Source organism: Geobacillus thermodenitrificans subsp. thermodenitrificans DSM 465 (assembly GCF_000496575.1).
In the GTDB taxonomy this organism is placed as follows: domain Bacteria; phylum Bacillota; class Bacilli; order Bacillales; family Anoxybacillaceae; genus Geobacillus; species Geobacillus thermodenitrificans.
Map to the genome: position 1 here is coordinate 1 of NZ_AYKT01000001.1, position 26,974 is coordinate 26,974.

The window sequence follows — 26,974 nt, forward strand, 5'->3', positions numbered from 1 at the left end:
GTCAAGTACATTTTGTGGTGAAGAGCCATATTTTTTCAAGACACATTTTAATTCGATTTAACTCATTTTACGTATTTAACTCACTTGTTTTTCCCCTTTCTATTTTGACAGGATGGAGGTCGCTGGTTCGAGCCCAGTCGGAATCACTAAAGTGAAAAGCTTGAAATCCTTGCATGTATCAAGGATTTCAAGCTTTTCGTTTTTTATAGCATTTACTCAAATGACGGTCGTGCCATTTTGGTACCGAAGCATTTTTCGTTTGATTTTGATAGCAGGGCATCGATCTGATTGGATGCTTCCTTTTCAATTAAGATATAAATGGTTAACTATCATGATGTTTTTGAAAAAATAAAGCAGCATCATTTCATATGCTGCTGGTAGGTGATTTATTTGCTATTCACTTCAACGTAAGAAGGAATCGGACAAGCCTCTTGCTTTAAAGAACTGTACTGTGAATGTGGATCAATCTCCACATCTTTTGTGCGCGCTTCAAACCAAGAGGTGATCAACGGCTGTAGAGAAGAATCGATATCTAATAACGTTGTTACGTGAACCGGGTGTGCACGATTGGTCAGTTTTACACTCATGACACCAAACATTCGCTGTAGCAAAGAACGCTCAAATTGCAATTCAAGCAACTTTGCGCGTTTCGTTACGAGTGTTTCTACTGTAAAGGCACCTGAGCGAAGCTGCACATGTGTATCTTCTAACCGAAACGCTGTATGACGGTATTCTCGAATGCGGTTGATATAAGTAAACACCAACACAATCGCACCAAGAATAAAGAAAAGTGGTTTCCAAAATCCAATGGCAGCAACGAGGCTTGCAAAAATAGGCGGCCGAAGCCAAATCAACTTTTTTGCTTTAGGGGATGCATAATGTGTCATACTACGCAGTTGAAATTCTGGCAGCATGATGGCTATTAATTCATGTGCTTTTTCCGTCGGTAAGTACGGGAAAAATTCATTAAGGTTTTGGTCCTCACTCGGCAAAATTTCCCCTGCTGAAATCAGCTTAATGGTTGTCACACCGAGCAACTTTTGATAGCCGTTTTGTTTGTAAATGACCGCTTGTACTTTGTCTTTACGAATGGAAAAGCTTTGTTTAGAAAGCCAGCCTTTTTGTACATAAATGCGTTCATTGTCCATTGAAATGGTATATTGATAGTAGCTATTAAACGTTTTAAAGACGCCGATACCGACAGCTGCGAATACGGCAAGTAAGACGAGCAAGATGAGCAGCCATCCTGAAAGATGAGACATCACCGTATCTACATTAATGTATTTCTCTGGATGTACATCTGACCATATATTTAAGCCAATAGGAATGATGGCTAAAAAACTGAAAGACAAAAGGGACGCTTTCAAAATATCACGAATGGTAGTAGTAAAAAGAACTTGACGTTCAGATACATGGATGGCTTCCCCAACCTGTTTCTCTTGATTCCCATTTCGTAAAACATAATCCTCTATCTTGATGCAATCTGCTTTGCTTACAAATTTCAATGTCACATCGCTAGTCGCTTCACCTGTTTCCATTGTGATCGATTGTACGCCAAATAATCGTTGCAAAACATTTGCCTGCGTTTGCACATTCTCAAATTTTTCGCGCGGTATAAATTGCTCTGATTTAGAAAATAGGCCCTTATGTATATGAATACCATCTTCAGCAAATACCACTTTAGTAAATAATGTCTCATAGATGCGAAACAGGAAACTGAATCCGAAAACCGCAATCGCACCCCATTGCACAATATTCATGAACATAGAGTTACTACCTGCATTTAGGAATAAAATGAACAGTATAAACAGATTGTTTTTGATAAGGTCTAGCATGTCATAGAATAGTTTTAGCTTGGAATAGCGAAACGTCATCTTTCATCAAGCTCCTTTAAACGGGCAAGCTTCGAAATATCATCGCGGAGCTTTATGGCAACTTCTTCCTCAATATGTGGAATGGTAACGCCGCCTTGCATCGTTTTAATTTCAATGGAGCGGACACCATATTTTCGCATAATGATGCCTTGAATCAATTCAATGGATTGTATTTTTGTCATCGGCACTACAACTTCCACTTTTGTCCAAACCCCGCTTTTAATGTATAAAAAATCATCCGTTAGCCCGTATCGAAACGTTTTATAGTATATCGGTGAGCTTACAAAATACGTCCACGGAATACCAATGATAGTAATGATAAACAGGGCGATCCAAACATACCGTAGCCAGTTCCACCAGTTAAAATAATCTGTGGAAAAATAAAGTCCAGTTATAACGACAAGGGAAATGAGTGATGTAATCAGTTCATTTAAATTGCGCACCTTCATCGCTTTAGGTGAGATTTGTTGATACTGTACTTCCATACGGTTCTCTCCTTTAAGTTGGAAAATTATCCATGCAATTTCACTTACGGTAAGTGATAAAAAAAGTTTCGTTTGAATAAGCTGTGATTGAAATTTTTGTAAAACAGCTATTTCGAAAAGTGAGAGATCTTTGAAGGAAATGTTTTGGGCTATGAGATACATTTTTGCTCTTCGCATAGCCCACAGGATATGAGTATGAGATGAAAAACAAACTTCAACAATCGGGCGATTTTTTTGAAGAAAGATGGAATGATATATGACTTTTTTTAGGTTTAGGGAATTTCATTAAAAAATTCAAGGCTCACGTTTTTTCTAAACGTGAGCCTTGAGTCATTCTTCTGTATTTGCATTTTTTCACTTATTCATTCTGCTCGTATCTATTCAATGTGTGTTATTTTAGATTATCATTTAAAACGCTCTCCTCTAACACAGTAAATTTATCACCGTATACCTTGGTAATATGTTTTTCTCCCCATGCACATAAAGAGTCTAAAATCTCTTTTAAACTCCATCCATATTCGCTAAGTTCATATTCCACTTTTGGAGGAACTTGGTTATAAACAATGCGATTAATGATCCCATCTGCTTCTAACTCGCGTAGTTGTTGAGTTAACATTTTTTGTGTAATGCCGGGCATAAGACGTTTTAGCTCACTTGTCCGTTTTTTACCGTGTGTTAGATGGCAAAGGATTACGCATTTCCATTTTCCGCCTATCACTTCTAATGTTGCTTCAACGGGAATATTATACTTCTTTTTTTGCATTTTTCTTCCTCCTAACCGATAGGTACTAAAAAGTATCTATAGTACTTTTAAGTGTCTATATTACTTAAAAGTACGTACTTTCCTGAGTAATTTATATGTATCATAATAACATTTGCCGGCCGGTTTTCACCATCCTCTTTTGTATATCGTTTGTTTGCATAGATGGAAACAATGATTAGGAGGCAAAAAAATGACTTTAGATAAAAAACGAAGTACATTGGCATTGCTGGCATTAGCAGTGAGTGCCTTTGCCATTGGGACAACGGAATTTATTAGTGTAGGACTATTACCACTTATATCTCAAGATTTACACGTTTCTGTTTCAACGGCGGGGTTAACCGTTTCCTTATATGCTTTAGGGGTAACCTTTGGAGCACCGATCCTGACATCTGTGACATCGAATATGTCACGTAAATCGTTATTACTTTGGATTATGATTATTTTTATTATCGGAAATAGCATTGCTGCTAGTGCAACTAGTATTGGTGTGTTGTTAGTCGCTCGTGTGCTTTCGGCTTTTTCACACGGGGTATTTATGTCAATTGGCTCCACGATCGCAGCAAGTTTAGTACCGGAAAATCGCAGAGCTAGTGCTATTTCCATTATGTTCACAGGTCTCACCGTAGCAACTATTACGGGTGTACCTTTTGGCACATTCATTGGGCAGCAATTCGGCTGGAGGATTGCTTTTATATTTATTGTTGTTGTCGGCATTATTGCTTTCATCGCCAACGGTATTCTTGTTCCATCGAATTTACGAAAAGGTGCTCGTACTACATTGGGTGATCAGTTCAAGCTTTTGACAAATGGCCGCTTATTGCTTTTATTTATCATTACGGCTTTAGGATATGGAGGTACGTTTGTTGTCTTTACGTATTTATCTCCACTTCTTCAAGAGATCACGGGATTTCATGAGAAGACAGTTGCTGTCATTCTACTTATCTATGGAGTTGCCATTGCGATTGGTAACGTGATGGGTGGAAAGTTGTCTAATCAAAATCCGATTGGTGCATTATTTTATATGTTTATTGTGCAAGCCATTGTGCTCTGTATCTTAACATTCACAGCTCCATTTAAAGCAGCTGCATTCATTACGATCATCTTAATGGGATTGCTAGCTTTTATGAACGTGCCGGGACTGCAAGTATATGTAGTAATGTTAGCCGAGCGTTTTGTACCGAGTGCAGTAGATGTGGCTTCTGCGATTAATATTGCAGCATTTAACGCTGGAATCGCAATCGGATCGTACCTGGGTGGGGTAATCACCGATTTGCTTGGACTTATTCATACACCGTGGATAGGAGCATTAATGGTTCTAGGAGCTGTGATCTTAACAGATTGGAGTCGAACCCTAGAGCGAAAAGATCAAAAAAGTGTTGCGTAAAATTTAGATAAAGAAGGAAAGACATTCAAAAAAACAACCTTTCAATATACGTTTACAGAATGCGATGACTATCAACTATGCTTGCTTTCTTTGTTGGTATAAATCGGTTTATTAACTAAAAAATATAAAATATTGCTTAGAGGGAGGTGATGGATACTTACATAGACAGCAACACTGTTTAAAACCAATTTCAATTCTTAATCATTAGGAGGTCAAGTTATGGTTGCAAAAAATTTACAAGATACAACTACTTTGCATAACGGTGTAAAAATGCCCTGGTTTGGTATCGGAGTGTTTAAAGTAGAAGAAGGTCCCGAGCTAGTTAATGCTGTCAAAACAGCCATTAAACACGGTTATCGCAGTATTGATACAGCAGCTATTTATGGAAATGAAGTGGGAGTCGGTCAAGGTATTCGTGAAGGGATGAAAGAAACTGGTATTTCTAGAGAAGAGCTATTTGTGACATCGAAAGTTTGGAATACCGATTTAGGATACGAATCTACGATTGCAGCCTATGAAACGAGCTTAACTAAACTTGGTTTAGAGTATCTAGATTTATATCTCATTCACTGGCCTGTAGAAGGTAAGTATAAAGATGCATGGAGAGCATTAGAGACGCTTTATAAAGAAGGACGAGTAAAAGCTATTGGAGTAAGTAATTTTCAAATCCATCATCTTGAAGACTTGATGAAAGACGCAGAAATTAAACCAATGGTGAACCAAGTGGAATACCATCCGCGTTTAACCCAAAAAGAACTTCAGTTGTTTTGTCAGGAACATGGGATTCAGCTAGAAGCTTGGTCTCCATTAATGCAAGGTCAATTACTAAATAATGAGGTTTTACAAGAGATCGCAAATAAGTATAACAAATCTGTTGCCCAAGTCATTTTACGTTGGGACTTACAAAACGGCGTTGTAACCATTCCGAAAACTACAAAAGAACATCGCATTGTTGAAAACGCATCAGTATTTGATTTTGAGTTAACGGAAGAAGATATGAAGAAGATTGATGGTCTGAATCAGAATCATCGAGTCGGTCCAGACCCAGACAATTTTGATTTTTAACATGTTCGCCGAGAAGGACCCATCTCTTAATGGCTCGTAAGGGGGAGAGGCTCATAAACGGAAAAGAAGTACCTTATGGGACTAAAGGAAGCTCAAGACTAGATTAGTATAAAGATTATTACCCCAGTCAGAATCATCAAATGAAATCCCTTGAGTCACAAGGCTGCAAGGGATTGTTTGTTTTTTCAGTGATCTAGTGTAATTTTTAGAGTGATTGAGCAATTATTGCATCCTATTTTTTATATTAAAAAACAAGGGGAGAGTCCTATGCCATTGAAAACAGGGGATGTCATCACCTTCGGCTGGACGTTTCTGGTGACAGCGGCATTCATCATGTCACCCCATATGAACAAGGAAGGCTTGTCGTTCAAGGATTGCTGACGACGACGTTGCCAACGAAGATCGGTGGGGATGATAACATCTTGGCGCGCACGGTGAATGTTGAGTGTTTGCGCCCTTTGTTTACGGGGGATACGATCCGTTGGGATGTGAACATTGAGAAGTCGGGATTTTTTATAGGATATATTGGGAGAGTGAAGAAATTTCGAAGTTGGACTACGATGAACCGAAAGAGGCTCTCTCATTGAAAACTTGCGTTTCTACCTATTACAAAAGGAAAATCACTCATTTGGGCCTAGGAAAGAAAACGACATCTGAACAATCAATTTCTTTGTTGTCATTTGATGGGCTGTTGGTCCCGAGTTGTGGCCTCATGGATGAGGTTAGCAAGTTCACGCTCATGGCCATGATGTCGGTTTGGGAAAACGGATAGATCGCCGTATTTTGCGGGTGAAGTGGTTAGACACCATTTCGCCATAACTTTTTGAACAGATTGTGAAATGTTGAACAAAGTTATTCCGTTTGTCGGAAAAAGGAGTATGATGAAAGTGTAAGGAACATCTTCCAAAATGAGAGGGGAGACATACAATGGTAGTAAAATGGTTGCGTGAACACGTTACAGCATCAGCGTTGATGGTAGTATTGAGGCTGTATTTAGGATATGAGTGGATGGTGGCAGGGTGGGGAAAACTGACGAACGGCTTTGATGCTTCAGGGTTTTTAAAAGGAACGTTGGCGAAGGCCACAGGCGAACATCCAGCTGTGCAAGGCTGGTGGGCAGCCTTTATCGAAAACGTAGCACTGCCGAATGTTGGATTGTTTAACTTCCTCGTGCCATGGGGCGAATTTCTCGTCGGCATCGCACTGATTCTTGGATTGTTTACGACTTTTGCTGCGCTCATGGGAGCGGTCATGAACTTCGCCTTCATGTTCTCGGGCACGACGAGCACGAACCCGCAAATGGTGCTGCTGACCGTCTTCATCCTCGTCGCCGGGGCCAATGCGGGACGATACGGTTTAGATCGTTGGGTGTTGCCTTATCTCCGCCAACGGTGGACGGATAAAATGCATCGTCCGCATCGTCCGGCCGTAGTGCATAAATAACCGCCATCACGCTGCGTAAGCTGTTTCGGATTTCTTCTTTATTCCAACGGCCGCTTCTTCTCCGATATGGAAGGAAGCGGCCGTTCGCTGTAGCAACCAAAATCTATGATCACGATCGCCCTTTTAAATAGAAGGATGGATCATCTTAAGCTGGAAGTGGGACACTTTCAACTTTTAAAAAGCGGGTGGCTTTTTATCCGTTTTGACAAACTCTTTTAGCAGATCGTCAAAATGATATTTATATTATTTTTATAATATATATGTTGTTCGCCTTTGATACTGCTCCCTTCTAGTAAATAAGTTGCGAGAAATTTGAACAAAATAGCAAAATATTTGACAAAAACTTCAGGAAATTTCTTGGCTGCGCTAGAATATGAATATAGGAAAATAAACCATTTTGGGAGGTGGATGTATGCTACATATTGTAGCCTGTATTAAGCAAGTGCCGGATACGAAGGTCGCCAAGATCAACCCGAAGACGAATACGATCGACCGCGCGAGCGCCCCGGCGATTTTAAACCCGTATGATGCGCATGCTGTAGAGGAAGCTGTCCGCTTGAAAAAAAGATATGGCGGCGTCGTTTCCGTCTTGACGATGGGCCCGCCGCCGGCAGTAAAAGCGATTCGAAAGTGCATTGAGCTTGGTGCTGATGAAGGGTATATGATTTCCGACCGCGCGTTTGCCGGGGCGGATACGTTGGCGACGAGCTATGCGCTGGCGAAGGCGTTGGAACAAATCGCGAAACAACGGCCGATTGATTTGATTATTTGTGGAAAAATGACCATCGACGGTGATACAGGCCAAGTGGGGCCAGGCATTGCCCGGCGTTTGGATATTCCGCCGCTCACCGGTGTGAACAAGGTCGTTGAAATTAACAAAGAAAAAGGATATGCGATTGTCCACCGCAAGCTCGAAGATGGTTATGAAGTCGTGAAGTCGACGCTCCCATGTTTATTCACGGTTGAAAAGGAAATTAACGACATCTCCTTTGCACCTTTACCCAACATGATTAAAGCCGCACGATACTACCCGACAATTTGGACCGCAAACGATTTGGAAAACGTTGACCGCAAACAGTTAGGATTAAAAGGTTCCCCGACAATTGTTTCGAAAATATGGACACCACCAAAGCCAAAAGGCGGTGAGATGCTCGAAGGGACGACAGAAGAAAAAGTAGAACAGCTGCTTTCGATCGTGCTTGAGAAAAAAGAGTTGTTTCAATCGTAGCAACGTTCCTGAACCTGCTTGGCTCGCTGCTAGGAGCGAAAAGGAATGTTTGATGTTCACAAGGAGGGGATAAAGTATGAACTTGGCTGATTACCAAGGGATATGGGTCTATATTGAAGTAAAAGACGGAAAGGTAGCCCCTGTTTCCTTGGAATTGCTTGGGGCCGGGCGAAAGCTCGCGGATAAACGCGGCACGGAACTTGGCGGAGTGTTGATTGGAAGCGGTATCAAAGAGCTCGCTCCGACGTTGTTCGCTTATGGGGCCGACGTTGTCTACGTCTATGACGATCCGATTTTTGCCCATTACCGCACAGAACCGTATATGCGCGCATTGCTTCACTGTTGCCAAAAGTATAAGCCGGAAGTGCTGTTATACGGAGCGACGCCGACAGGAAAAGACTTAGCGAGCGCGATTGCCACGGATTTGCCGACTGGATTGACGGCGGATACGACGATTCTTGACATTGAAGAAGACACGGGATTATTGTTGGCAAGCCGACCGGCGTTTGGAGGCAACATTATGGCGACGATTTTATGCAAAAAGTACCGCCCGCAAATGGCGACGGTCCGGCCGAAAGTAATGAAGGCTCTTCCGCCAGATCCGACTCGAACCGGCCGAATCGTTGAAGAGCGGATCGAGCTGCGCGAGGAGGAGATGCGGACGAAAGTGCTTGAAGTCGTAAGGCAAACAGTAAAAAAGGCGCGTATCGATGAAGCGGATATCGTCGTTGCCGGCGGCAAAGGAATGGGCAGCAAAGAAGGATTTCAGCTTATCCATGAGCTGGCGGATGTCCTCGGCGCCGCGGTCGGCGCTAGCCGTGATGTCGTTGAAGCCGGCTGGATCGACCACCATCACCAAGTCGGGCAAACCGGGGTGACGGTGACGCCGAAAATTTATTTCGCCATCGGCATCTCAGGAGCGATTCAACATATTGTCGGCATGCAAAACTCCGAACTGATCATCGCCATCAATAAAGATCCGAACGCGCCCATTTTCCAATCGTGCCATTATGGCATTGTCGGCGATGCGTTGGAGATTGTGCCTTTATTAATCAAACGGTTTAAAGAAGAGATCCCGAAATTAAAAGCATCAGCCGATGCGAAGGAGGAAATCCGCCATGCCTGAAAAATTTGACTGTATCGTCGTCGGAGCGGGTCCGGCCGGAACGGCTTGTGCCTATGAGCTCGCCAAAGCCGGAGTCAACGTATTGTTGCTTGAGCGCGGCGAATATCCAGGATCGAAAAACGTCATGGGCGGCGTGCTCTATCGAAAAATGATGGAAGACATAATCCCTGAGTTTTATAAAGAGGCGCCGCTCGAGCGGCCGATTGTTGAACAGCGGTTTATGTTGATGGATAAAGAGTCAGCGGTGACGTTCAGCTATAAAGGATTGGAGTGGGGACGCGAGCCGTATAACAACTTTACCGTTTTGCGGGCGAAATTTGACCAATGGTTTGCCGAGAAAGCGGTCGAACAAGGAGCGTTGCTTGTTTGTGAAACGGTGGCACTCGAATGCATCGTCGAAAACGGCCGCGTCGTCGGTGTCCGCACTGACCGTCCAGATGGCGAGGTATACGCCGATGTCGTTGTGCTGGCTGATGGCGTCAATTCGCTTTTGGCGAAACAGCTCGGGTTTCATCGCGAATGGCGGCCGGATGAAGTTGCCTTAGCAACAATGGAAATTTTAAAGTTGGACAAAAAAGTGATTGAAGAGCGTTTCAATCTCGAACCAGGGCAAGGATGCACGATCGAACTGCTCGGTGATGCGACGAAAGGCATTTTAGGGACAGGGTTTTTATATACGAATAAAGATACGTTAAGCATCGGCGTCGGCACGCTGCTTTCCGGGCTGATTAAGCATAAGATTAAGCCGTATGAGCTGCTTGAATACGTGAAAAACCATCCAATGATTCGACCGTATCTTCAAGGGAGCGAACCGGTCGAGTATTTGGCGCACTTGATTCCGGAAGGTGGCTATCATTCGATGCCGAAAGTCGTCGGCGACGGCGTGCTTGTCGTCGGTGACGCCGCCCAGCTCGTCAACGCCATTCACCGTGAAGGCTCGAACATGGCGATGACTTCCGGGCGCTTGGCAGCCGAAACGATCATTATGGCCAAAACGTACAACGACTTCTCGGAAAGCATGCTTGACCACTATCGCCTGAAACTGATGGAAAGCTTTATTGTCCAAGACTTGAAGAAGTATAAAGATGCCACCCATCATTTTGATGCGTTCCCGCAATATTTTGAACGCTATATTCCGCTGCTCAACCGGGCGGCTAGCCATATGTTCACCGTCGATGGAGCATCGAAGTGGGAAAAACAGAGAAAAATTTGGCGCGATCTTGGCTCGATGAAAGAAAAACTCAAATTGGCGCGCGATGTGTTTAAGGCATGGGAGGTGATGAAATAATGAGCCATTCGTCAACCATTGAGGAAAAGCAATATTTAGTCCGATTTAATGCCGATACGAAATCACACCTTCACGTCCTTGACCACGACATTTGCCTGACGAAATGTCCGGATAAAATTTGCACGATTTTCTGCCCGGCGGCGGTATATAAATGGGAGGGAACACGGATGCATGTTGGTTATGAAGGATGTCATGAATGCGGCAGCTGCCGCATCGGCTGTCCATATGAAAATATTCGTTGGGAGTATCCGAGAGGCGGCCACGGGATCGTCTTTCGGTTAGGGTGATCGCCATGTTCCAAATCGGGGATTGCGTCGTTTTCGCCCGTGATGGGGCAAGGGGAATCGTGCTTGAAATGAACGATCACTCCTGCCACGTGTTATGGGAAGACCGTTTTGTCAGCTGGGAGAAAAAAGAGCTGTTAACGGTCGATGTTGAGTTGACGAAAAGACAAACAATCCGTGTTTCTTCCGAACATGTTTCCTCTGATGTCAACCACCCGTTGTAAGGGTGGTTTTTTGTGTGCATGGGCAGCCCTCCGTGCTCACTAGGAAAGGTTTGGTTATGAACGGTGCAAAGACAAAATTTCATTGGAAATTGCTGATTTGCGGATGCTGTGTATGACAATCAAGCTGATGAACGGCATCCGTTTGGATCAAGTGATGAAACGGTTTGGGCAATGGGTTCATGCCATAGCGAACGGGAGATCACGCCGTTCGCTTTTTTTAGGTGTAGGGACTATCTTTTGTTATTTTGTTCCTTTGAAGGAAATTATTTTTTTATATTTTGCCGGTAATATATTGGAGGTTTTAACGTTTATATATTCGGGAGTGAAAATGTAACAACTATTTTTTTACAAAAAACCTTTAAATTTCAAATCAGCTTGTAATAAAATGAAAGTGTTCTTTGATAATTCTTTTGTTCTAGCCTTATCTGTTCATTGATTTAGTGAATGATTTCCACTTCACTTGACTTGAAGAGGGCGTTTCTTCGTTTCACGACGAAAGCCGCCTTTCGCCTCTCTGAGCCCTATTTTGGGTCGTCCCAACGGTGAGCATCCGGTGATTCGGAGTTCTTTCGCACCGCGGATATTTTACCTATGGGAGGCTTGGCTTTTTCCGTGAAAATGTGGGTGCGTTGAGCCGCCGTTTTCATGATCGGGTGAAGAACAAAGTTTGCTCATGGAACTTTTCCATGAAACCCCATATATAAAAACATCATACACAGGGCCTTTATCATGTGGGGGGTTGACACTAAATTACATTCATCTTCTGTTGATTGGCCAAACTCTGCCTTTTATGAGCGTAAAGCAACAATCTTCTTTTAGAACGATGATACCAAGGGGGAAGAATCAACATTATGTGCGGCTTTATCGGTTGTGTTCACGATCATCCGCGAATAAGAAATAAAAAATGGAACGAAATGTTTCAACTAATGAACGGTCTTATTACCCATCGCGGTCCTGATGATGAAGGGTATTTTTTTGATGACTACGTGTCTTTCGGGTTTCGACGTTTAAGCATTATCGATTTAGAAGCAGGGCATCAGCCGCTCTCTTACGAAAACGAACGCTACTGGATCATCTTTAACGGGGAAATCTACAACTATATTGAATTGCGGGAAGAACTGTTGGCGAAGGGGCATCAATTCGCGACGCACTCTGATACTGAAGTGATTGTTGCTCTTTATAGCGTGGAAAAAGAAAAAGCAGTCGAAAGGCTGCGCGGGATGTTTGCGTTTGTCATTTGGGACAAGCAAGAGAAATCGGTGTTTGCGGCGCGGGACCCGTTTGGTATTAAGCCATTTTTTTATGCGGAACAAGAGGGTCGCACATTTTTTGCTTCAGAAAAGAAAAGCATTTTGTTTGCGTTGGGGCATGAATCATTGGAGCATGATTCTCTACAACATTATTTAACCTTCCAATACGTCCCTGAGCCATTGACGATGTCGTCTGGCATTTACAAGTTGGAACCAGGGCATTATATCAAGAAAAAAGTTGGGGAACCGCTCACCGTTCACCGTTATTGGAAAGCATCCTTCCAGCCTGTTCGCCAATCGGAAGAGGAGCTTGTGAAACAAATTCGCGAGGCGCTGTTTGATTCGGTGAACGTGCATATGCGCAGCGATGTGCCGGTTGGAGCGTTTTTGTCAGGCGGGATTGACTCATCGTTGATCGTGGCCATCGCCAAGCAATTCCATCCGCATCTTAAGACATTTTCTGTCGGGTTTGAGCGGGAAGGGTTCAGCGAAATTGATGTTGCCAAAGAAACGGCGGAGAAGCTCGGTGTGGACAATATCAGCTATGTCATCTCCCCGCAGGAGTATATGGACGAGCTTCCGAAAATCATGTGGCATATGGATGACCCATTAGCTGATCCGGCAGCTGTGCCGCTCTATTTTGTGGCCCGTGAGGCGAGAAAACATGTTACGGTCGTGCTTTCCGGTGAGGGGGCAGACGAGCTGTTTGGCGGTTACAATATTTATCGCGAACCGCAGTCACTGCGGCTGTTCGAGCGGATGCCAGACGTGGTGAAAGCTGTGTTGCGGATGATCGCGAAGCTTCTTCCGGATGGAATGAAAGGAAAAAGTTTCTTAGAACGCGGGACGACGCCGCTCGAGGAACGGTATGTTGGCAATGCGAAAATGTATAGCGAAAACGAAAAAGAGGCATTACTCAAAACATATCAAAAAGGGCGCGAGTATACAACGATTACGGCTCCCTTTTATGAAGAAACGTCTCATTACCCTCCGGTCAACCGGATGCAATACATTGACATTCATACATGGCTAAGAGGCGATATTTTATTAAAAGCGGATAAAATGACGATGGCTCATTCGCTCGAACTGCGGGTTCCATTTTTAGATCGAAAGGTGTTTGAAGTCGCATCCAAAATTGCTCCTGACATGAAAACAGCCAACGGTACGACAAAATACATTTTGCGCAAGGCCGCTGAAGGCATCGTGCCGGATCATGTGTTAAACCGGAAGAAACTAGGGTTCCCGGTGCCGATTCGCCATTGGCTGAGAAATGAAATGTATGACTGGGCAAGACGACTTATCTATGAAAGTGAAACTGACCATTTGTTCCATAAGGATGTGCTATACCGTTTGCTCGATGAGCACGCCCAGCAGAAAGCGGATCATAGTCGCAAGCTGTGGACCGTCTTGGCGTTTATGATCTGGCACCAAGTCTATGTAGAAAAGAAATACGATTTTGCTTTATCTGTACAAGACGAAAAGTGGTCAACATCTGTTTTGGAGGCATAGCAGCGAACTGAAAAGGGGTCTCGGGAGTGTAGCCGGGACTCCTTTTTTGATGATTGCAAACAGAAAAGGAGTTCAGCAGTGAAGGGGGGAGTCAGCTCCCGTTTGATGCGGAAAGCAGGATTCCACAACGTTTTCCCTCAAATGAGCAACGGTTGGAAACGTATGTGTTCACGGAATAAAAAACCCCCTTCTTGACCTGTTTCTCCGTAAGAAACAGGTCAAGAAAAGGGACCGCGAATGGGAAGTTCCACTGTAAAGGTCGCTCCTTCTCCCGGCTCGCTCTGAACGGAGATAGTTCCATGGTGCATATCCACAATTTGTTTCGCGATCGCCAAGCCGAGCCCGCTGCCGCCTGCGGCGCGATGGCGGGATTTATCGACTTTATAAAACCGCTCAAAAATGCGGGGTTGGTCATGCTTTGGAATTCCCGGCCCTGTATCAGAAATCGTGACGATGGCTTGTTCGCCACGGCGTTGAACCTGGACGGTGATTGTTCCTCCTTTCGGTGTAAATTTGATGGCATTATGGATCAAGTTCAGCCACACTTGACTGAGCAAATCTTCATCAGCTGTAATCGATACTTTTTCCATCACGGCACACATGTCCACGTCTTTTTCCGCCCACTGCGGCTCGCAGTGAAGAATGAGCGTTTGTAATTGCGTGTCCAAACGATAGGATGTCGGATGAAGCGGGTAGCGCTCAGAATCTAACATCGCCAACCGCAGCAAATTCTCGCTTAGCTTTGACAGTCTTACGCATTCAGTTTCAATAATATCAAGATAATGCATCCGCTGCTCTTGGCTTAAGTTCTCGTTTTTGAGTGCGCGGGCAAATCCACGAATCGATGTTAGCGGAGAGCCAATCTCATGAGAAACGTTGGAAATAAATTCTTGACGCATGTCTTCCATGGCCTGCAAATTTGCGGCCATGTCGTTAATGCGTGTCACGAGTTCGGCAAACGGATGATGCCGTCCGCCCCAGTCAACCTGAAGATTCACTCGAAAATCGCCTTTGGCGATTCGATTAATGGCGTCTATTAAGTGGTGCCAAAATACTCTTTCGCGCTTTCGCAAAAAAGGACCGATCGCGCTCATGGTCATCCCGAATAGCAAAAAGCCGAAGATCGATGAAATGATTTGCCGAACGAGCGGATGCGGCTGCCAAGCGAATCGGGTGTAGATCGCTTCTGTGATGAAATATGCCGCAGACCAAAAGAGGCAGATGATTGACATCACAGCGATCACGGTCAAGATGGATTTAAACACAAACCATAATCGTTTCATTGGCGTGCCTCCAGCCGATAGCCGAGTCCACGAATCGTGCGGATGAAAAAGGGAGCGTTCGGCTGAGCGAACCGTTCACGCAGCCGCTTGATATGAACATCAACGGTTCGCTCATCTCCTTCATAATCGTAACCCCAAATCTGTTCAATCAATTCGTCGCGCGTGAACGTTTTACCGGGATAGCTGGCCAGTTGAAAAAGCAGTTCGAATTCTTTTGGTGGCAAAGGGACTTCCACGTCTCCCAAACGGCATTCGTACGTCTTGCGGTTTAACGACAAATGGCCAATTTGCACGATTTGCGAGGTGGCGATACGATACCGTTTAAGCAATGCTTTGACACGGGCGACAAGTTCAAGGGGGTCAAACGGTTTGACGAGATAGTCGTCTGCCCCAAGAGAAAATCCTTTCACTTTTTCCCTCGTTTCCCCTTTAGCGGTCAACATCAGAATGGGAACATCGTCATAGTCGCGCAGTTCACGGCATAGTTCCCACCCATCCATTTCCGGCATCATAATATCCATAATGACCAAATCTACTTTCGTCGTTTCTAGCACGTCAAGTGCTTCTTTTCCATTAGCTGCTTCGTGGATTGTCAATCCTTCCAAACTTAAAAAATGGCTGACGAGTTCGCGGATATGTGCATCATCATCGACAACTAAAATTCGGGCCATTGTCATCTTCCCTCCACGCGTTCTCTTTTCCATTGTGCCGTTTTCGTTCGTCCCCGTCAATGTAGCGGGCGTATTGCTCGCCATTCATCGCTATTCGTCCGATGTTTTCGTTCGTTTCCGTTAATGTAGCAGCCCATCTGTTCCTTATTTTCATCCTGACGTCAGATCGTGAATGAATCTGTTTGTTGGTTTTGGCTGTTCGGGGGATAAGTGTCAGACATCCCCCATGATTATGCGCGGCGCATATAGACACGAACCGTGATCGGGGCAAAAATCGCGACAATCGCTCCTGCGCCGATTAAAGAAATAATAAAATCAGTGCCAATCGTGCCATGGTTCGTTAGTTCGCGAACGGCCGTGATCATATGGGAAAGGGGATTGGCTTTGGCAATCCATTGCAGCCAGTCAGGCATTGTCTTGACTGGCACGAACGCATTTGAAAGAAACATAAGCGGAAACAGCGCCAACATGGAAATTCCTTGTACGCTAGCTGCATTGCGGGCAATGACGCCGAAGAAGGCAAATATCCAGCTGACAGCCCACGTGCACCCGATGGAGAACACGATGGCAAGCGCCACACTGGCGACACCTCCTTCCGGACGATAGCCGATGAGAAATCCGATGGTAAACGTCAGCACAGCGGCAATGACATAGCGAACGACATCGGCTAATAACGCCCCTGCCAACGGCGCGATGCGGGCGATCGGCAATGATTTAAAGCGGTCGAACACACCTTTGTCCATATCATCCCGAAGTTGGACTCCTGAAGCGACAGAGGCGCCGATCAATGTTTGGATGAGAATGCCGGGAATAATCATTGGCAGGTAGTTGTCCACATTTCCGGCGATGGCTCCACCAAAGATATAAGTAAACATCAACGTGAAAATGATCGGCTGGAAAGTGACGTCAAATAGTTGTTCCGGCGTACGCCGTACCTTCAGCAAACCGCGGTAGGCCATTGTAAACGAGTTTCGCACCGCTTGGGAAATGCTCGTACGGCTGTTCAGTTGGCGAGTGTTCATTCTATCGAACCTCCCTTAGAACGCTGAATTCTTCTTCATCTTTTTTCGTTCCATGGCCGGTAATGGCTAAAAAGACTTCATCAAGGGTTGGTTTTTGGACGTTGACCTCGGCTAAGCGGATCCCCTCTTGCCGCAAAGCGACAAGCACGTCCGTCACTTGATCCGGATCGGCCATTGACGCCGTGATGTTCCCGGTTTCTGCAGATATGCTTGACCGGATACGGAGAACGTGTTCAATGATGCGTTTGGCCGCTTCGATCTTTTCCGGTTGTTGCAATTTGACTTGCAATGACGACTGGCCGACAGATGTTTTGAGTTCATCGGGGGTCCCTTCGGCGACAACACGGCCGTGATTAATCACGGCGATGCGGTCCGCCAATTCATCCGCTTCTTGCAAGTATTGGGTCGTCAACAGCACGGTTGATCCCATGCGGACTAAGCGGCGGATCGTTTCCCACATTTGATTACGTGTGATCGGATCGAGACCCGTGGTCGGCTCATCAAGAAAAATGAGCGGCGGCTGGGCGATCAGGCTGGCGGCGAGATCGAGGCGCCGACGCATGCCGCCCGAGAAATGTTTTAACGGGCGTTTGGCCGCTTCTGTCAAGCCGAATTCCTCCAATAATTCACTTGTTTTCCGTCGCGCCTCTGCTCGGCTCAGTCCGAGAAGTCTACAAAAGATCATCAAATTTTCTACAGCGCTGAGCGTTTCGTCAACGGACGCATATTGGCCGGTGACACCGATCAACTGTCGGACAATTTGAGGTTGCTTGACAACATCGTACCCAAAAATTTGGGCCGAACCGCCATCCGGGCGCAACAAGGTCGCCAACATTCGAATGGTTGTTGTCTTGCCGGCGCCATTGGGTCCAAGCACTCCATAGATCGTGCCGGTACGTACACGCAACTCGAGGCCATCTACGGCCCGATGGTCGCCAAAAACTTTTACCAATCCGTGCGCTTCCACTGCCCACTCTTGATGCTCGGAAGCGGAGCGGTGTTTGTGTCCCATTTTTGTGTCCTCCTCTTTACAATGATTTGTACATGGCAAATCGTAGCACGCTATTATGAACAGAATGTGAACAAGGAACAATTTTTTGATTTACCCACTCTTGCAATTTTCCCGGTTTTGGTATATGCTTGTTCCAGTAACATGATAAATACTATATATCGTTGTGTTTGTTTGCTTTAACAACTACATATGGTGATTGCAAGCAATGGTGTCCATCAGGACTTAATAGGGAATCCGGTGCGAATCCGGAACTGCCCCCGCAACTGTATGTGCGGACGAAATGGGATGGCCACTGGCGGTGAAAGCTTGCACGGCACGCCGCTGGGAAGGACCCAAAGTAGGACGATGCACGAGTCAGGAGACCTGCCTTGCTTGGAAGTTTCATGTTCTTCGGGGTGTGAGAAGATGAAACGATAGGGAAATAGAAAAAGGAATCGTATGCCTTTTTCTGTCTGTCGTTTCATCCGCTCGTTCACCCGAGCGGATTTTTTTATTGAAGGAGAGGGAAAACGAATGACAGCGGTCACGAAATCCATTGTTGTTGATGATCAAGGAAAAGAGAAGTCGCTTTCGCGCAGAGAGTTTGCCGCGTTAATTGAGCAGGCGACGGCAGGCTTTGTCCGTTTGTCGCTTGAGGAATATGAAGAGCGTGTATGGCAGCTTCTCAGTCGAAAAGAGTTCGTCACCGTTGATCAACTGTATCAAACCGCTATTTTAGAAGGGTTGTCGTACATTAGTGAAGAGGAGCCGGAATGGACGTTTGTGTGCGCGCGGTTGTATTTGCGGATGATGTACCGCGAGGCGGCACGGCAGCGCGGGTACGATGCGCGCGAGCGGTATGGTGATTTTTATTCATTAATCGTTTCTTTGACAGAACAAGGGGTGTACAGCCCGCTATTGCTTGAGCGTTATACAAAAGAAGAGATCGAGACGGCTGGCTCATTTCTTGATCCAGACAAAGACTTGTTGTTTACGTATATCGGGTTGCGCACGCTCGCTGACCGTTATTTGGCCCGCGATTATGAGCGGCGGCTGTACGAACTGCCACAAGAACGGTTTCTCATCATTGCTATGACCTTGATGGTGAACGAACCGCCTAAGCGGCGCCTCGAGTTGGTGAAGGAAGCGTATTGGGCGTTAAGCAACCTATATATGACGGTGGCCACGCCGACACTTGCCAATGCCGGGAAGTCATACGGTCAGTTGTCAAGCTGCTTTGTCGACACGGTGGATGACAGCTTGCAGGCGATTTACGACAGCAACACTGACATTGCCAATTTATCGAAGTCAGGCGGCGGCATCGGTGTCTATCTTGGCAAAATCCGTTCGCGCGGCAGCGACATCAGAGGATTTAAAGGTGTTTCGTCAGGCGTCATTCCGTGGATGAAACAGCTGAACAATACGGCGGTGAGCGTTGATCAGTTAGGGCAACGCAAAGGGGCGATTTCCGTCTATTTAGATGTGTGGCATAAAGACATTTTTGCCTTTCTTGATGCACGGCTCAATAACGGCGACGAACGGCTGCGCACGCACGACTTGTTTACCGGTGTTTGCATTCCTGATTTGTTCATGGAACAAGTCGAACAGCGAGGCGACTGGTATTTGTTTGACCCACATGAGGTGCGGAAGGTGATGGGGTTTAGCCTCGAAGACTTTTATGATGAGGAAAAAGGGCGTGGCAGCTTTCGCGAGAAATATTGGCAATGCGTCAATGACTCAAGGCTGTCAAAAGAAAAAGTGCCAGCGATTGAAGTGATGAAAAGCATTATGCGCAGCCAGCTCGAGTCGGGGACGCCGTTTATGTTTTACCGCGATGAAGTCAACCGGCAAAATCCCAACCGCCATCTTGGCATGATCTACTGCAGCAATCTTTGTACGGAAATTGCGCAAAACCAAAGTCCGACGGTGACGAAGCAGCAATATGTGAAAGATGGAACGATCATCATCGAAAAAATACCGGGCGATTTTGTCGTCTGCAATTTATCGTCAATCAATTTGGCGCGCGCCGTCACCGATGGAGTGTTCGAACGTTTGATTCCGATTCAACTGCGGATGCTTGATAATGTCATTGATTTGAACAACATTCCTGTGCTGCAAGCAAGCTTGACGAACAAAAAATACCGTGCTGTCGGTCTCGGTACATTTGGCTGGCATCATCTGTTGGCGTTAAAAGGGATTCGCTGGGAGTCAGAGGAAGCCGTCCGCTACACTGATGAGCTGTATGAAACGATTGCTTATTTGGCGATACAAGCTAGCATGGAGCTGGCGAAAGAAAAAGGGAGCTACCCGGGGTTTTCAGGGTCAGATTGGCAAACGGGTGCTTATTTTGAGCGGCGTGGCTACAAAAACCACGGCGAACGGGATTGGGATCGGTTGAAGAGAGAGGTGGCACGCTACGGGATGCGCAACGGCTATCTCATGGCGGTCGCCCCAAACGCATCGACATCGATCATCGCTGGCAGCACGGCGAGCATTGACCCGATTTTTCGAAAAGTGTATGCCGAGGAAAAGAAAGATTATAAGATTCCTGTTACGGTGCCGGATTTAAACGAACAGACGACATGGTATTACAAATCAGCGTATTATATTGACCAGCGTTGGAGCATTAGACAAAACGCTGCCCGTCAGCGCCATATCGATCAAGCAATCTCGTTTAACTTCTACGTCATGAATACGATTAAGGCGAAAGAATTGTTGGAGTTGCATTTGACGGCGTGGAAGTCGGGGCTGAAAACGACGTATTATGTCCGCTCAACGTCAGGGACGATGGAAGAATGTGATGCTTGTGCGAGCTGACCGCGGACAACGCCATGCTATTTGTCGGATCGGGTTTCTTATGTTAGAAGAGATGTCCGGTGAGTGGGTTGCCTAGGAATACGATGACACGAGGGGGAATCGACGATGAACTTAACGAAACGACCGATTATGGATCCAGAAGCGCCAAACCGCTCAACAGGCATGATCAATGGACGCTGCTCGAATGTGTTGAACTGGGACGATATCGCCTACCCTTGGGCGTATGCGAAATATAAGCGGATGCTCGCCAACTTTTGGACGCCGTTTGAAATCAATATGGCGCAAGATGTGAAGCAGTTTCCGCAGCTAACCGCACGCGAGCAGGATGCATTTTTAAAAATCATCGGGCTCTTGGCGCTCCTTGACAGCATCCAAACCGATTACGCAGGACGTGTTGCCGATTACATCACCGACCCGAGCATTAATGCGTTGATGATTATGCTCGCCCAGCAAGAGGTGATTCACAATCACTCGTATTCGTACGTGCTCTCAAGTCTTGTACCAAAAGCGAAGCAAGATGAAGTGTTTGATTTTTGGCGGAATGAACCGACGTTGCGCAAGCGAAACGACTTTGTGACGAACGGCTACAAGGCGTTTGCCGAAAAGCCGAACGTCGAGAACTTGCTTCGGTCGATCGTTTTTGACGTGATTTTGGAAGGGCTGTTTTTCTACTCAGGATTCGCTTTCTTTTACAATCTCGCCCGCCAGCAAAAAATGGTGGCGACAAGCACGATGATCAATTACATTAATCGTGACGAGCACATTCATGTTGACTTGTTTGCGAAAATTTTCAAGGAAGTGCTGAATGAATATCCAGAGTATCGGACGCCCGAGTTGGCTGATTTTGCCCGCAGTACGTTTATGAAAGCGGCCGAGCTGGAAATCGAATGGGCTGGGGAAATCATCGGAAATGACATTGATGGCATCGACTTGGCGGATTTGGAAGCGTATATTAAGTTTTACGCCAACGTCCGCGCCCATCAGCTTGGGTTCGACCGTCCGTTTGACGGCTACCGGACAAACCCGCTCCGCTGGATTAAGGCGTATGAAGAAGTCGACCTTGGCAAGTCCGACTTTTTTGAACAAAAACCGCGCCAATATACGAAAGTGCAAGTGGATAACGGATTTGATGAATTATAATGAGGAAAGCCACGTTTGACGATGGTCAGGCGTGGCTTTTTTGTCAGACAAGGCCGTTCGTCTCTCTTTTGATTGATCGTCTTTCGTGATATGATGGCGGCAAACAAGAGAAACGGCGCTCCGTCGTGGACGTGTCCTGCGGTTTTTCATAGATGGCAGGACATCGCTGAAAGGGGACGAGCTGCTCGGCAAGATGGTGTCATTTTTCATGCTGGACGGTTTTCACGGTGGGGAAGTTGAGTTCAATACGCAAACAAGTACATGTTTACTCGAGCCGGTCAAACCGATCATTCACTTCTGTATGAAACAGTAGCCTTTTGGCTCGAGACTGTCGGCGGTTTCTTGGATTCCGGCCCGCAGCTGATTGCGCAGATCGTCAGTTTGGCCACGGATATTGCCGAGAAAATAACTTCAGCGCCTACCATCTCTTTCACGACCGTATCGCACTCCATACTAGTTCCTCTTCTTCTGTTTTGATTATACAATGAGAATGGGAAAAAATGATATTGCTTTTGTCGAATGGAGGAGCTGCTTGGTGTATTCCTAATGCTTCCATGTGTCATAGTATCATGAGAAAAAAGCATGTCCCTTGCTGTTGAAATAGGGGAGGGGAGATAGATGGAAGAAATGGAGAAAAAACAGGACATGGAGCGGCTGCGAGAAGAATTGAATCATTGGCTTGCGGAAGAGGAGAGCGATGATGACTGGAAATGGTTGAAACGGGGGGGAAGACATTTGTCTTCGTTTCTCTCAACTCGAACCGAAAAATAGGAAATTCAAAATATGGTTTGCTCAAATTTTGCGCGATTATGGCCGTGACATAAAGTTAAAGAAAGAGAATTATCGCAAAGCGAGGAAATTGTTTGAAGAAGCTCTTCGTCTTGATCCGGAAGACGCGGTTTGCCGCTACCATTTGGGGCATCTCGAGCTGTATGACGGGCGGTGGCATAAGGAGATTCGTCAATTCCAACTCGTTTTGCAATCAACAAGCAAAAACCTAGAACCGTATCACTATATTCGTGCGCTCTGTTCTAGCGCTATCGCCTATAATCAGCTTGGCGATCCCGAAAAGGCGCTTCGCCTCCTTGATGAAGCGAAGGAAAGGGACAGCGAGCGTTTGTATCGTACGGAAATTGACAATGTTCGTTTGCAAGTGAATGTGGGGAAAAAAACGGATGTGGAGGAAGAGGATATTTCTATTAATCGAACGAAATAAACGCTCCTATATTACATACGAAGAAGCTTGCAGACTGGCTGAGGAAGACGAAACATATGTCATTTTAGATATGCGGAGGGGTCAAGCGGTTTTCCATGGCCCGCATGACTCTGTTGGCTTGCCCGGTCGACTTGTCAAATTGCTTCGCTATTTGCTCGAGGATGCGCCGAAGGTTAAACGATACGATGCCATCCTTACTAACGTTTGGGAAGATAAAGATACCGTGAAAAAAATGATCATAAGTTGAGGAAAAAATTAGAACAATGTTTTTCCGAGCCAGCTGATCAGATTATTGTGAATGTAAGAGGGAAAGGATATGTGTGGAATTGTAAGATTCCGTACCGGATTATCGTTTGCCTGGATGAATATGAATATTTCACATGAAAAACAGCCTACGGGAATGGTCACCATGTTGGTGACCATTTTTTCGTATGATGACATTGTAATCCATAAAGTGAAGGAGAAGGAGGGAGTCGCAATGGCGACATTGACAGCACAATTGTTGATCGGAAAGGGTCATCCGTACCACGGCGGCATTAACCCGACTCATTATTTGTTTTTATCGGAGAACAGCGTACCGGCATGGATTTTAGTCCCGGAAAATCTTCTCTCGTCTAAACACCCGAAACCGTTTAAGAAAAAAGTATGGATTCCGACGCTCGAGCATATGCTTGAGGACGGACTGCTCATGGTGGCGTATTATGTCCTCAATGACCCTGTGATCCAAGAAAAGGCGAGACCGTTCATTGAAGGGAAAAAGGGCAGACGTGTTCAATTGTACGAGGACATCGCTATGAGCAGTCTTCGTGAGCTGCATGCGCTCTGCCGGCAGATGGACACGGATTATAAAATCGCGTTCACCATTTTTGATGATTCCACGCTGAACGGTCATTTGGATGTATTGAAACAATACAAGATGGATGTAGAAATTTGCCTTTCTTGCTATCATCGCTATGGGAATGTGTGGGGCCAGCGAACGGTGGAAAGAGGAAGCTGGCCGATCCGTTGACGATGCAGTGTCCTAGGAGGAGCTTGATAGATTTTTCAACGGTTTGGCTGCTAGGGGTCGAGCGGTGAACGACAATCCAACAAACATGTATTTTAAGGATAACGGAGGAATAAAAATGGAAATGATCAATGTATTTGTATACGGAACACTTCGGCGAGGTGGGGGGAATCACCAGCTGATTGCTGAGTATGTGCAGTCTGTGCACGAGGCAACGGTAAAAGGGATGCTGTTTCATTTGCCATACGGCTATCCGACAATGGTGGATGGAAGAGGGACAGTGCGCGGCGAAATATTGGAACTCAGCAATCCGGAAACAGCGCTAACCATACTCGATGAGCTTGAGGGGTATCACGGTCCGGGGCAGTCTAACGAGTATGAACGAATCACCGTTACAGCAGTGACCGCCGATGGCAACAAATATATTTGTTACACTTATGTTTATCCAGAGGAACAGAGAGAGTGGCTCGAGCAAAACGCTCAACCCATTTTCGGGGGTGATTGGATGGCGTTTCTTCATTCAAAAGATGAAGTGATGTATTTTGCGTATGGCTCTTGCATGAGTGAACGCGATTTTCGCCGCACTGTCCCGCATTTCGAAGTGATGGGGCGGGCCGTGCTTGATGACTATCGGTTGGCGTTTACGCGGTATTCGTCCGGTCGGCAAGGCGGGGTGGCTGATATCGTACCTTCTCCTGGCGACCGGGTTGAAGGGGTGCTGTACAAAATTTCGTCACGCTACGTAAAGGATTTGGATTGGCGCGAAGGTGTTCCGGCTGGTGTGTACCGCCGGGAATACATCGATGTGCAGCATAACGGACAACTTGTTTCCGCCCTCACGTACGTTGTCGTTGAGAAACAGTTGGATGAAATTGCTCCGAGCGAATCGTACGCTTCGATTATTCTTGATGAAGGGACGTCTCTTTTAAGTCCGCAATACATCGAGCAAGTGCGGCGTCATATTGAAACCTTACAGAAAAAAGGGCGGTAAGCATAAAGTACAGCTCATTGGCGGCAGGGATGACGATCCAAGACCTGCTGTTTTTTGGGCTAGGAAGTGATGGTTTCTGCACATCGTTGGGCTCTTTACCGTAAATTCGGCATAGCTGTCATGTGACAGCAACTTCAGCGTTTAGATGGCTTCTCCCAACTGTATCATCACTTCTTAATATATGGGGGAATTCGTGGAAAACGCTTTGCCAGTCAACCTGTGCCTTGTTTCAAGCTTGATGGATCTCCGCGATATTGCGACGGGAATAGGAGGGAGATTTATACCATAGACAGCAGGTGAGGGTAGCTGATATGATGAGGAGGTGAAAGGATAGCAAGCTGGATGCGTAAATGCGCATCTGGCTTATTCTATTTTTTTGACGATTTGAGGGGGATGACATGCTCAAAGACATTGTTTTAGTGTTGGCGCTGCAGCTTGTTTATGTGCCGATTTTAACGCTGCGGACCATTTTTATGGTCAAAAATATGAGCCTATTGGCTGCGTTCATGGGATTTTTAGAAGCACTCATTTATGTGTTTGGACTATCGATCGTCTTTAGCGGAGAACAAAGCTATATCGTTATGATCGTCTATGCGGCTGGATTTGGCGCCGGGCTTTTTATTGGAGGATATATCGAGCAAAAGCTGGCGATTGGGTATACGACTGTGACGGTCAATTTGCAACAAAAAAACCAAGAGTTGATTCACTTGCTTCGGGAAAGTGGCTATGGCGTTACCGTTTATACGGGGGAAGGAAGGGACAGTCAGCGGTATCGGCTTGATATTTTGACGAAACGGAATCGGGAAGAGGAGTTATTGGAACTGATCGAACGGTATGAACCGAAGGCGTTTATCATTTCTTACGAGCCGCGGCGGTTTAAAGGCGGGTTTTTAGTCGCCTCGATGAAAAAGCGTGTGAAAAGGAAAAAGGAGTGTCACGAGTCATGACTGATACGCGAGCAGCCCACCTGGTTAACGGGTGGGCTGTTTCCGTTTAGGGCGTACACATTGTTCGTATCGATGTTTCGTACCTGTGAACGGGGAACGTCAACATAAGGAAAGGAAAGAGGTCAAACGATATCCCCGAGCTGCTCTTTTCCAAGTTGGCGGCTGACGAGTTCATCAAGCTGGCGGATTTTTTTCAACGCCAAATCATCGCTGATCGTTCGGTAATGGTGGCGGCCGCCGGGTTCCTCGTCGGCTTCGTCAGCCCATTTGACGATGGCTTGGAGCGGATTTCGTTTCAGCTCGCCTTCCGGAAGGTATGAATCAGTATGCAGCAAAATCGCTAAGGCGATTTCTTTCGCATTTTGCGGATGTTCGCCAAGGCGGATAAGCAATTTATGAGCGCGCTCTGCTCCCTTAATGGCGTGGATGTCATTTTGCTTGTATTGTTCATAATCCCATTGACCGTTTTTGTACCATGTATAATGACCGATGTCATGAAGCAGCGCAGCTTTCGTCGCCAGATCGGGGTTGACTCCGTACCGGAGGGCTAGGTGATAGGCGTAGTATGCTGTGGCGATGGCGTGGGCGAGGCCAGATCGTTTTAAATATTTTTGCGCAATCGGATGGGTAAAGACGTCCGTTAAGGTGACCGTTCTCATGGGCATCCCCTCCGTGTTTTTCTTACCATCATATCATGGCAAGAAGAAGCCAGCAATGGGGGAAACCGGACGAGAGCGGTTGCATGGATGAAAAATAGGCCGGCCGTGTTGAACAATAGTGGTCGACCTATTTCATCCGTGCTTGGCAAGCCAGCCGTTTCGTTGGTTGATTCGTTTTTTCGCGCTCGCGCCGTGTTTTCGGGGCGAGAAAGTGAGCGTCGGCAAGGAGGGTGACAGCACAGCGGCCGCACGTTCTTTTTTTGCATTTATGATCAAGTGGAATGCCTTGCCAAAGGGGCGGCATCAAG

The 26,974-nt window shown here is 46.0% G+C and carries 26 protein-coding genes, 1 pseudogene and 1 riboswitch; of the genes and pseudogenes, 18 read left to right on the forward strand and 9 right to left on the reverse strand.

Annotated features, from left to right (window positions below):
* Positions 1-386: 386 nt before the first annotated feature.
* The 3 genes from DSM465_RS0100005 to DSM465_RS0100015 all read right to left on the reverse strand — a co-directional run bounded on the left by DSM465_RS0100005 (position 387) and on the right by DSM465_RS0100015 (position 3,122).
* On the reverse strand, positions 387-1,874 hold the full coding sequence (locus DSM465_RS0100005; RefSeq protein ID WP_008878904.1) for a PH domain-containing protein: 1,488 nt from the start codon (positions 1,872-1,874) through the stop codon (positions 387-389).
* Positions 1,871-2,359 carry a PH domain-containing protein gene (locus DSM465_RS0100010; RefSeq protein ID WP_008878903.1) on the reverse strand — a complete coding sequence of 163 codons (489 nt, stop codon included), beginning with the start codon at positions 2,357-2,359 and terminating at the stop codon, positions 1,871-1,873. Before DSM465_RS0100010 ends, DSM465_RS0100005 begins: the two co-directional genes overlap by 4 nt.
* A 391-nt stretch (positions 2,360-2,750) precedes the next feature.
* Positions 2,751-3,122 carry a winged helix-turn-helix transcriptional regulator gene (locus tag DSM465_RS0100015; protein ID WP_008878902.1) on the reverse strand — a complete coding sequence of 124 codons (372 nt, stop codon included), beginning with the start codon at positions 3,120-3,122 and terminating at the stop codon, positions 2,751-2,753.
* Positions 3,123-3,312: 190 nt separating this feature from the next.
* Here DSM465_RS0100015 and DSM465_RS0100020 point away from each other — a divergent pair, with 190 nt between their 5' ends.
* The 11 genes and pseudogenes from DSM465_RS0100020 to asnB all read left to right on the forward strand — a co-directional run bounded on the left by DSM465_RS0100020 (position 3,313) and on the right by asnB (position 13,923).
* Positions 3,313-4,506 (forward strand): MFS transporter, encoded by a 1,194-nt coding sequence (locus DSM465_RS0100020; protein ID WP_029760340.1) that lies wholly within the window; start codon positions 3,313-3,315, stop codon positions 4,504-4,506.
* 219 nt (positions 4,507-4,725) lie between these two features.
* Positions 4,726-5,571 carry an aldo/keto reductase gene (locus DSM465_RS0100025; RefSeq protein WP_029760341.1) on the forward strand — a complete coding sequence of 282 codons (846 nt, stop codon included), beginning with the start codon at positions 4,726-4,728 and terminating at the stop codon, positions 5,569-5,571.
* A gap of 267 nt (positions 5,572-5,838) precedes the next feature.
* Positions 5,839-6,158 (forward strand): annotated as a pseudogene (locus tag DSM465_RS18660) (enoyl-CoA hydratase).
* A 340-nt stretch (positions 6,159-6,498) separates the two neighbouring features.
* Positions 6,499-7,014 (forward strand): DoxX family protein, encoded by a 516-nt coding sequence (locus DSM465_RS0100045; RefSeq protein WP_008878899.1) that lies wholly within the window; start codon positions 6,499-6,501, stop codon positions 7,012-7,014.
* Positions 7,015-7,426: 412 nt separating this feature from the next.
* Positions 7,427-8,242, forward strand: a complete 816-nt coding sequence (locus DSM465_RS0100050; RefSeq protein WP_008878898.1) for an electron transfer flavoprotein subunit beta/FixA family protein — start codon at positions 7,427-7,429, stop codon at positions 8,240-8,242.
* Between the two features lie 76 nt (positions 8,243-8,318).
* On the forward strand, positions 8,319-9,368 hold the full coding sequence (locus tag DSM465_RS0100055; protein WP_008878897.1) for an electron transfer flavoprotein subunit alpha/FixB family protein: 1,050 nt from the start codon (positions 8,319-8,321) through the stop codon (positions 9,366-9,368).
* The gene (locus DSM465_RS0100060; RefSeq protein WP_029760344.1) at positions 9,361-10,656 is read left to right on the forward strand and encodes an FAD-dependent oxidoreductase; all 1,296 of its coding nucleotides are present in this window, start codon (positions 9,361-9,363) and stop codon (positions 10,654-10,656) included. The genes DSM465_RS0100055 and DSM465_RS0100060 overlap by 8 nt, the downstream gene beginning before the upstream one ends.
* Positions 10,638-10,943, forward strand: coding sequence for a ferredoxin family protein (locus DSM465_RS0100065; protein WP_049756676.1), 306 nt, complete (start codon positions 10,638-10,640; stop codon positions 10,941-10,943). The genes DSM465_RS0100060 and DSM465_RS0100065 overlap by 19 nt, the downstream gene beginning before the upstream one ends.
* A gap of 5 nt (positions 10,944-10,948) precedes the next feature.
* Positions 10,949-11,164, forward strand: a complete 216-nt coding sequence (locus DSM465_RS0100070; RefSeq protein WP_008878894.1) for a hypothetical protein — start codon at positions 10,949-10,951, stop codon at positions 11,162-11,164.
* 112 nt (positions 11,165-11,276) lie between these two features.
* Positions 11,277-11,498 (forward strand): hypothetical protein, encoded by a 222-nt coding sequence (locus DSM465_RS0100075; RefSeq protein ID WP_008878893.1) that lies wholly within the window; start codon positions 11,277-11,279, stop codon positions 11,496-11,498.
* Between the two features lie 517 nt (positions 11,499-12,015).
* Complete coding sequence (gene asnB, locus DSM465_RS0100080) at positions 12,016-13,923, forward strand: asparagine synthase (glutamine-hydrolyzing) (protein WP_011886997.1); 1,908 nt, start codon at positions 12,016-12,018, stop codon at positions 13,921-13,923.
* A gap of 218 nt (positions 13,924-14,141) precedes the next feature.
* Here asnB and DSM465_RS0100085 read toward each other — a convergent pair whose 3' ends face one another.
* The 4 genes from DSM465_RS0100085 to DSM465_RS0100100 form a co-directional block, all read right to left on the reverse strand.
* Positions 14,142-15,206, reverse strand: coding sequence for a sensor histidine kinase (locus DSM465_RS0100085; protein WP_011886998.1), 1,065 nt, complete (start codon positions 15,204-15,206; stop codon positions 14,142-14,144).
* A complete protein-coding gene (locus DSM465_RS0100090; protein ID WP_008878890.1) occupies positions 15,203-15,877 on the reverse strand; it encodes a response regulator transcription factor in 675 nt (224 codons plus the stop codon). Before DSM465_RS0100090 ends, DSM465_RS0100085 begins: the two co-directional genes overlap by 4 nt.
* Before the next feature lie 230 nt (positions 15,878-16,107).
* On the reverse strand, positions 16,108-16,899 hold the full coding sequence (locus tag DSM465_RS0100095; protein WP_008878889.1) for an ABC transporter permease: 792 nt from the start codon (positions 16,897-16,899) through the stop codon (positions 16,108-16,110).
* Position 16,900: 1 nt separating this feature from the next.
* Positions 16,901-17,911, reverse strand: a complete 1,011-nt coding sequence (locus DSM465_RS0100100) for an ATP-binding cassette domain-containing protein (RefSeq protein ID WP_008878888.1) — start codon at positions 17,909-17,911, stop codon at positions 16,901-16,903.
* Positions 17,912-18,099: 188 nt separating this feature from the next.
* Positions 18,100-18,296: riboswitch (cobalamin riboswitch) on the forward strand.
* Positions 18,297-18,424: 128 nt separating this feature from the next.
* On the opposite strand from DSM465_RS0100100, the gene DSM465_RS0100105 reads away from it, so the two are divergent.
* The 7 genes from DSM465_RS0100105 to DSM465_RS0100145 all read left to right on the forward strand — a co-directional run bounded on the left by DSM465_RS0100105 (position 18,425) and on the right by DSM465_RS0100145 (position 26,007).
* Positions 18,425-20,707, forward strand: a complete 2,283-nt coding sequence (locus DSM465_RS0100105; RefSeq protein WP_029760345.1) for a ribonucleoside-diphosphate reductase subunit alpha — start codon at positions 18,425-18,427, stop codon at positions 20,705-20,707.
* 105 nt (positions 20,708-20,812) lie between these two features.
* Complete coding sequence (locus tag DSM465_RS0100110; RefSeq protein ID WP_008878886.1) at positions 20,813-21,847, forward strand: ribonucleotide-diphosphate reductase subunit beta; 1,035 nt, start codon at positions 20,813-20,815, stop codon at positions 21,845-21,847.
* Between the two features lie 618 nt (positions 21,848-22,465).
* Positions 22,466-22,618: a hypothetical protein gene (locus DSM465_RS19730; RefSeq protein WP_011887004.1), complete on the forward strand. Its 153-nt coding sequence runs from the start codon at positions 22,466-22,468 to the stop codon at positions 22,616-22,618.
* Between the two features lie 28 nt (positions 22,619-22,646).
* Complete coding sequence (locus DSM465_RS19740) at positions 22,647-23,063, forward strand: tetratricopeptide repeat protein (protein ID WP_369814065.1); 417 nt, start codon at positions 22,647-22,649, stop codon at positions 23,061-23,063.
* Between the two features lie 478 nt (positions 23,064-23,541).
* Positions 23,542-24,072, forward strand: coding sequence for a hypothetical protein (locus tag DSM465_RS19745; RefSeq protein ID WP_230459241.1), 531 nt, complete (start codon positions 23,542-23,544; stop codon positions 24,070-24,072).
* Between the two features lie 115 nt (positions 24,073-24,187).
* Positions 24,188-25,060, forward strand: coding sequence for a gamma-glutamylcyclotransferase (locus DSM465_RS0100140; protein ID WP_029760347.1), 873 nt, complete (start codon positions 24,188-24,190; stop codon positions 25,058-25,060).
* Between the two features lie 398 nt (positions 25,061-25,458).
* Positions 25,459-26,007: a DUF2179 domain-containing protein gene (locus DSM465_RS0100145; protein WP_008878879.1), complete on the forward strand. Its 549-nt coding sequence runs from the start codon at positions 25,459-25,461 to the stop codon at positions 26,005-26,007.
* Positions 26,008-26,129: 122 nt separating this feature from the next.
* Here the strand turns inward: DSM465_RS0100145 and DSM465_RS0100150 are convergent, their stop codons facing one another.
* A complete protein-coding gene (locus tag DSM465_RS0100150) occupies positions 26,130-26,666 on the reverse strand; it encodes an HD domain-containing protein (RefSeq protein ID WP_008878878.1) in 537 nt (178 codons plus the stop codon).
* A 127-nt stretch (positions 26,667-26,793) separates the two neighbouring features.
* Positions 26,794-26,970: a 2Fe-2S iron-sulfur cluster-binding protein gene (locus DSM465_RS19750; RefSeq protein ID WP_230459240.1), complete on the reverse strand. Its 177-nt coding sequence runs from the start codon at positions 26,968-26,970 to the stop codon at positions 26,794-26,796.
* Between the last annotated feature and the right edge of the window lie 4 nt (positions 26,971-26,974).

What these genes read in the sequence shown, in the direction of transcription:
- DSM465_RS0100145 (WP_008878879.1), top strand. Translation starts at nt 25,459, where the DNA reads ATGCTCAAAGACATTGTTTTAGTGTTGGCGCTGCAGCTTGTTTATGTG.
- DSM465_RS0100105 (WP_029760345.1), top strand. Translation starts at nt 18,425, where the DNA reads ATGACAGCGGTCACGAAATCCATTGTTGTTGATGATCAAGGAAAAGAG.
- asnB (WP_011886997.1), top strand. Translation starts at nt 12,016, where the DNA reads ATGTGCGGCTTTATCGGTTGTGTTCACGATCATCCGCGAATAAGAAAT.
- DSM465_RS0100085 (WP_011886998.1), bottom strand. Translation starts at nt 15,206, where the DNA reads ATGAAACGATTATGGTTTGTGTTTAAATCCATCTTGACCGTGATCGCT.
- DSM465_RS0100060 (WP_029760344.1), top strand. Translation starts at nt 9,361, where the DNA reads ATGCCTGAAAAATTTGACTGTATCGTCGTCGGAGCGGGTCCGGCCGGA.
- DSM465_RS0100090 (WP_008878890.1), bottom strand. Translation starts at nt 15,877, where the DNA reads ATGGCCCGAATTTTAGTTGTCGATGATGATGCACATATCCGCGAACTC.
- DSM465_RS0100110 (WP_008878886.1), top strand. Translation starts at nt 20,813, where the DNA reads ATGAACTTAACGAAACGACCGATTATGGATCCAGAAGCGCCAAACCGC.
- DSM465_RS0100075 (WP_008878893.1), top strand. Translation starts at nt 11,277, where the DNA reads ATGACAATCAAGCTGATGAACGGCATCCGTTTGGATCAAGTGATGAAA.
- DSM465_RS0100005 (WP_008878904.1), bottom strand. Translation starts at nt 1,874, where the DNA reads ATGACGTTTCGCTATTCCAAGCTAAAACTATTCTATGACATGCTAGAC.
- DSM465_RS0100025 (WP_029760341.1), top strand. Translation starts at nt 4,726, where the DNA reads ATGGTTGCAAAAAATTTACAAGATACAACTACTTTGCATAACGGTGTA.
- DSM465_RS0100150 (WP_008878878.1), bottom strand. Translation starts at nt 26,666, where the DNA reads ATGAGAACGGTCACCTTAACGGACGTCTTTACCCATCCGATTGCGCAA.
- DSM465_RS0100095 (WP_008878889.1), bottom strand. Translation starts at nt 16,899, where the DNA reads ATGAACACTCGCCAACTGAACAGCCGTACGAGCATTTCCCAAGCGGTG.
- DSM465_RS0100065 (WP_049756676.1), top strand. Translation starts at nt 10,638, where the DNA reads ATGGGAGGTGATGAAATAATGAGCCATTCGTCAACCATTGAGGAAAAG.
- DSM465_RS0100140 (WP_029760347.1), top strand. Translation starts at nt 24,188, where the DNA reads ATGGAAATGATCAATGTATTTGTATACGGAACACTTCGGCGAGGTGGG.
- DSM465_RS0100010 (WP_008878903.1), bottom strand. Translation starts at nt 2,359, where the DNA reads ATGGAAGTACAGTATCAACAAATCTCACCTAAAGCGATGAAGGTGCGC.
- DSM465_RS19745 (WP_230459241.1), top strand. Translation starts at nt 23,542, where the DNA reads ATGGCGACATTGACAGCACAATTGTTGATCGGAAAGGGTCATCCGTAC.
- DSM465_RS0100070 (WP_008878894.1), top strand. Translation starts at nt 10,949, where the DNA reads ATGTTCCAAATCGGGGATTGCGTCGTTTTCGCCCGTGATGGGGCAAGG.
- DSM465_RS0100015 (WP_008878902.1), bottom strand. Translation starts at nt 3,122, where the DNA reads ATGCAAAAAAAGAAGTATAATATTCCCGTTGAAGCAACATTAGAAGTG.
- DSM465_RS0100055 (WP_008878897.1), top strand. Translation starts at nt 8,319, where the DNA reads ATGAACTTGGCTGATTACCAAGGGATATGGGTCTATATTGAAGTAAAA.
- DSM465_RS0100045 (WP_008878899.1), top strand. Translation starts at nt 6,499, where the DNA reads ATGGTAGTAAAATGGTTGCGTGAACACGTTACAGCATCAGCGTTGATG.
- DSM465_RS0100100 (WP_008878888.1), bottom strand. Translation starts at nt 17,911, where the DNA reads ATGGGACACAAACACCGCTCCGCTTCCGAGCATCAAGAGTGGGCAGTG.
- DSM465_RS19750 (WP_230459240.1), bottom strand. Translation starts at nt 26,970, where the DNA reads ATGCCGCCCCTTTGGCAAGGCATTCCACTTGATCATAAATGCAAAAAA.
- DSM465_RS0100050 (WP_008878898.1), top strand. Translation starts at nt 7,427, where the DNA reads ATGCTACATATTGTAGCCTGTATTAAGCAAGTGCCGGATACGAAGGTC.
- DSM465_RS0100020 (WP_029760340.1), top strand. Translation starts at nt 3,313, where the DNA reads ATGACTTTAGATAAAAAACGAAGTACATTGGCATTGCTGGCATTAGCA.
- DSM465_RS19730 (WP_011887004.1), top strand. Translation starts at nt 22,466, where the DNA reads ATGGAAGAAATGGAGAAAAAACAGGACATGGAGCGGCTGCGAGAAGAA.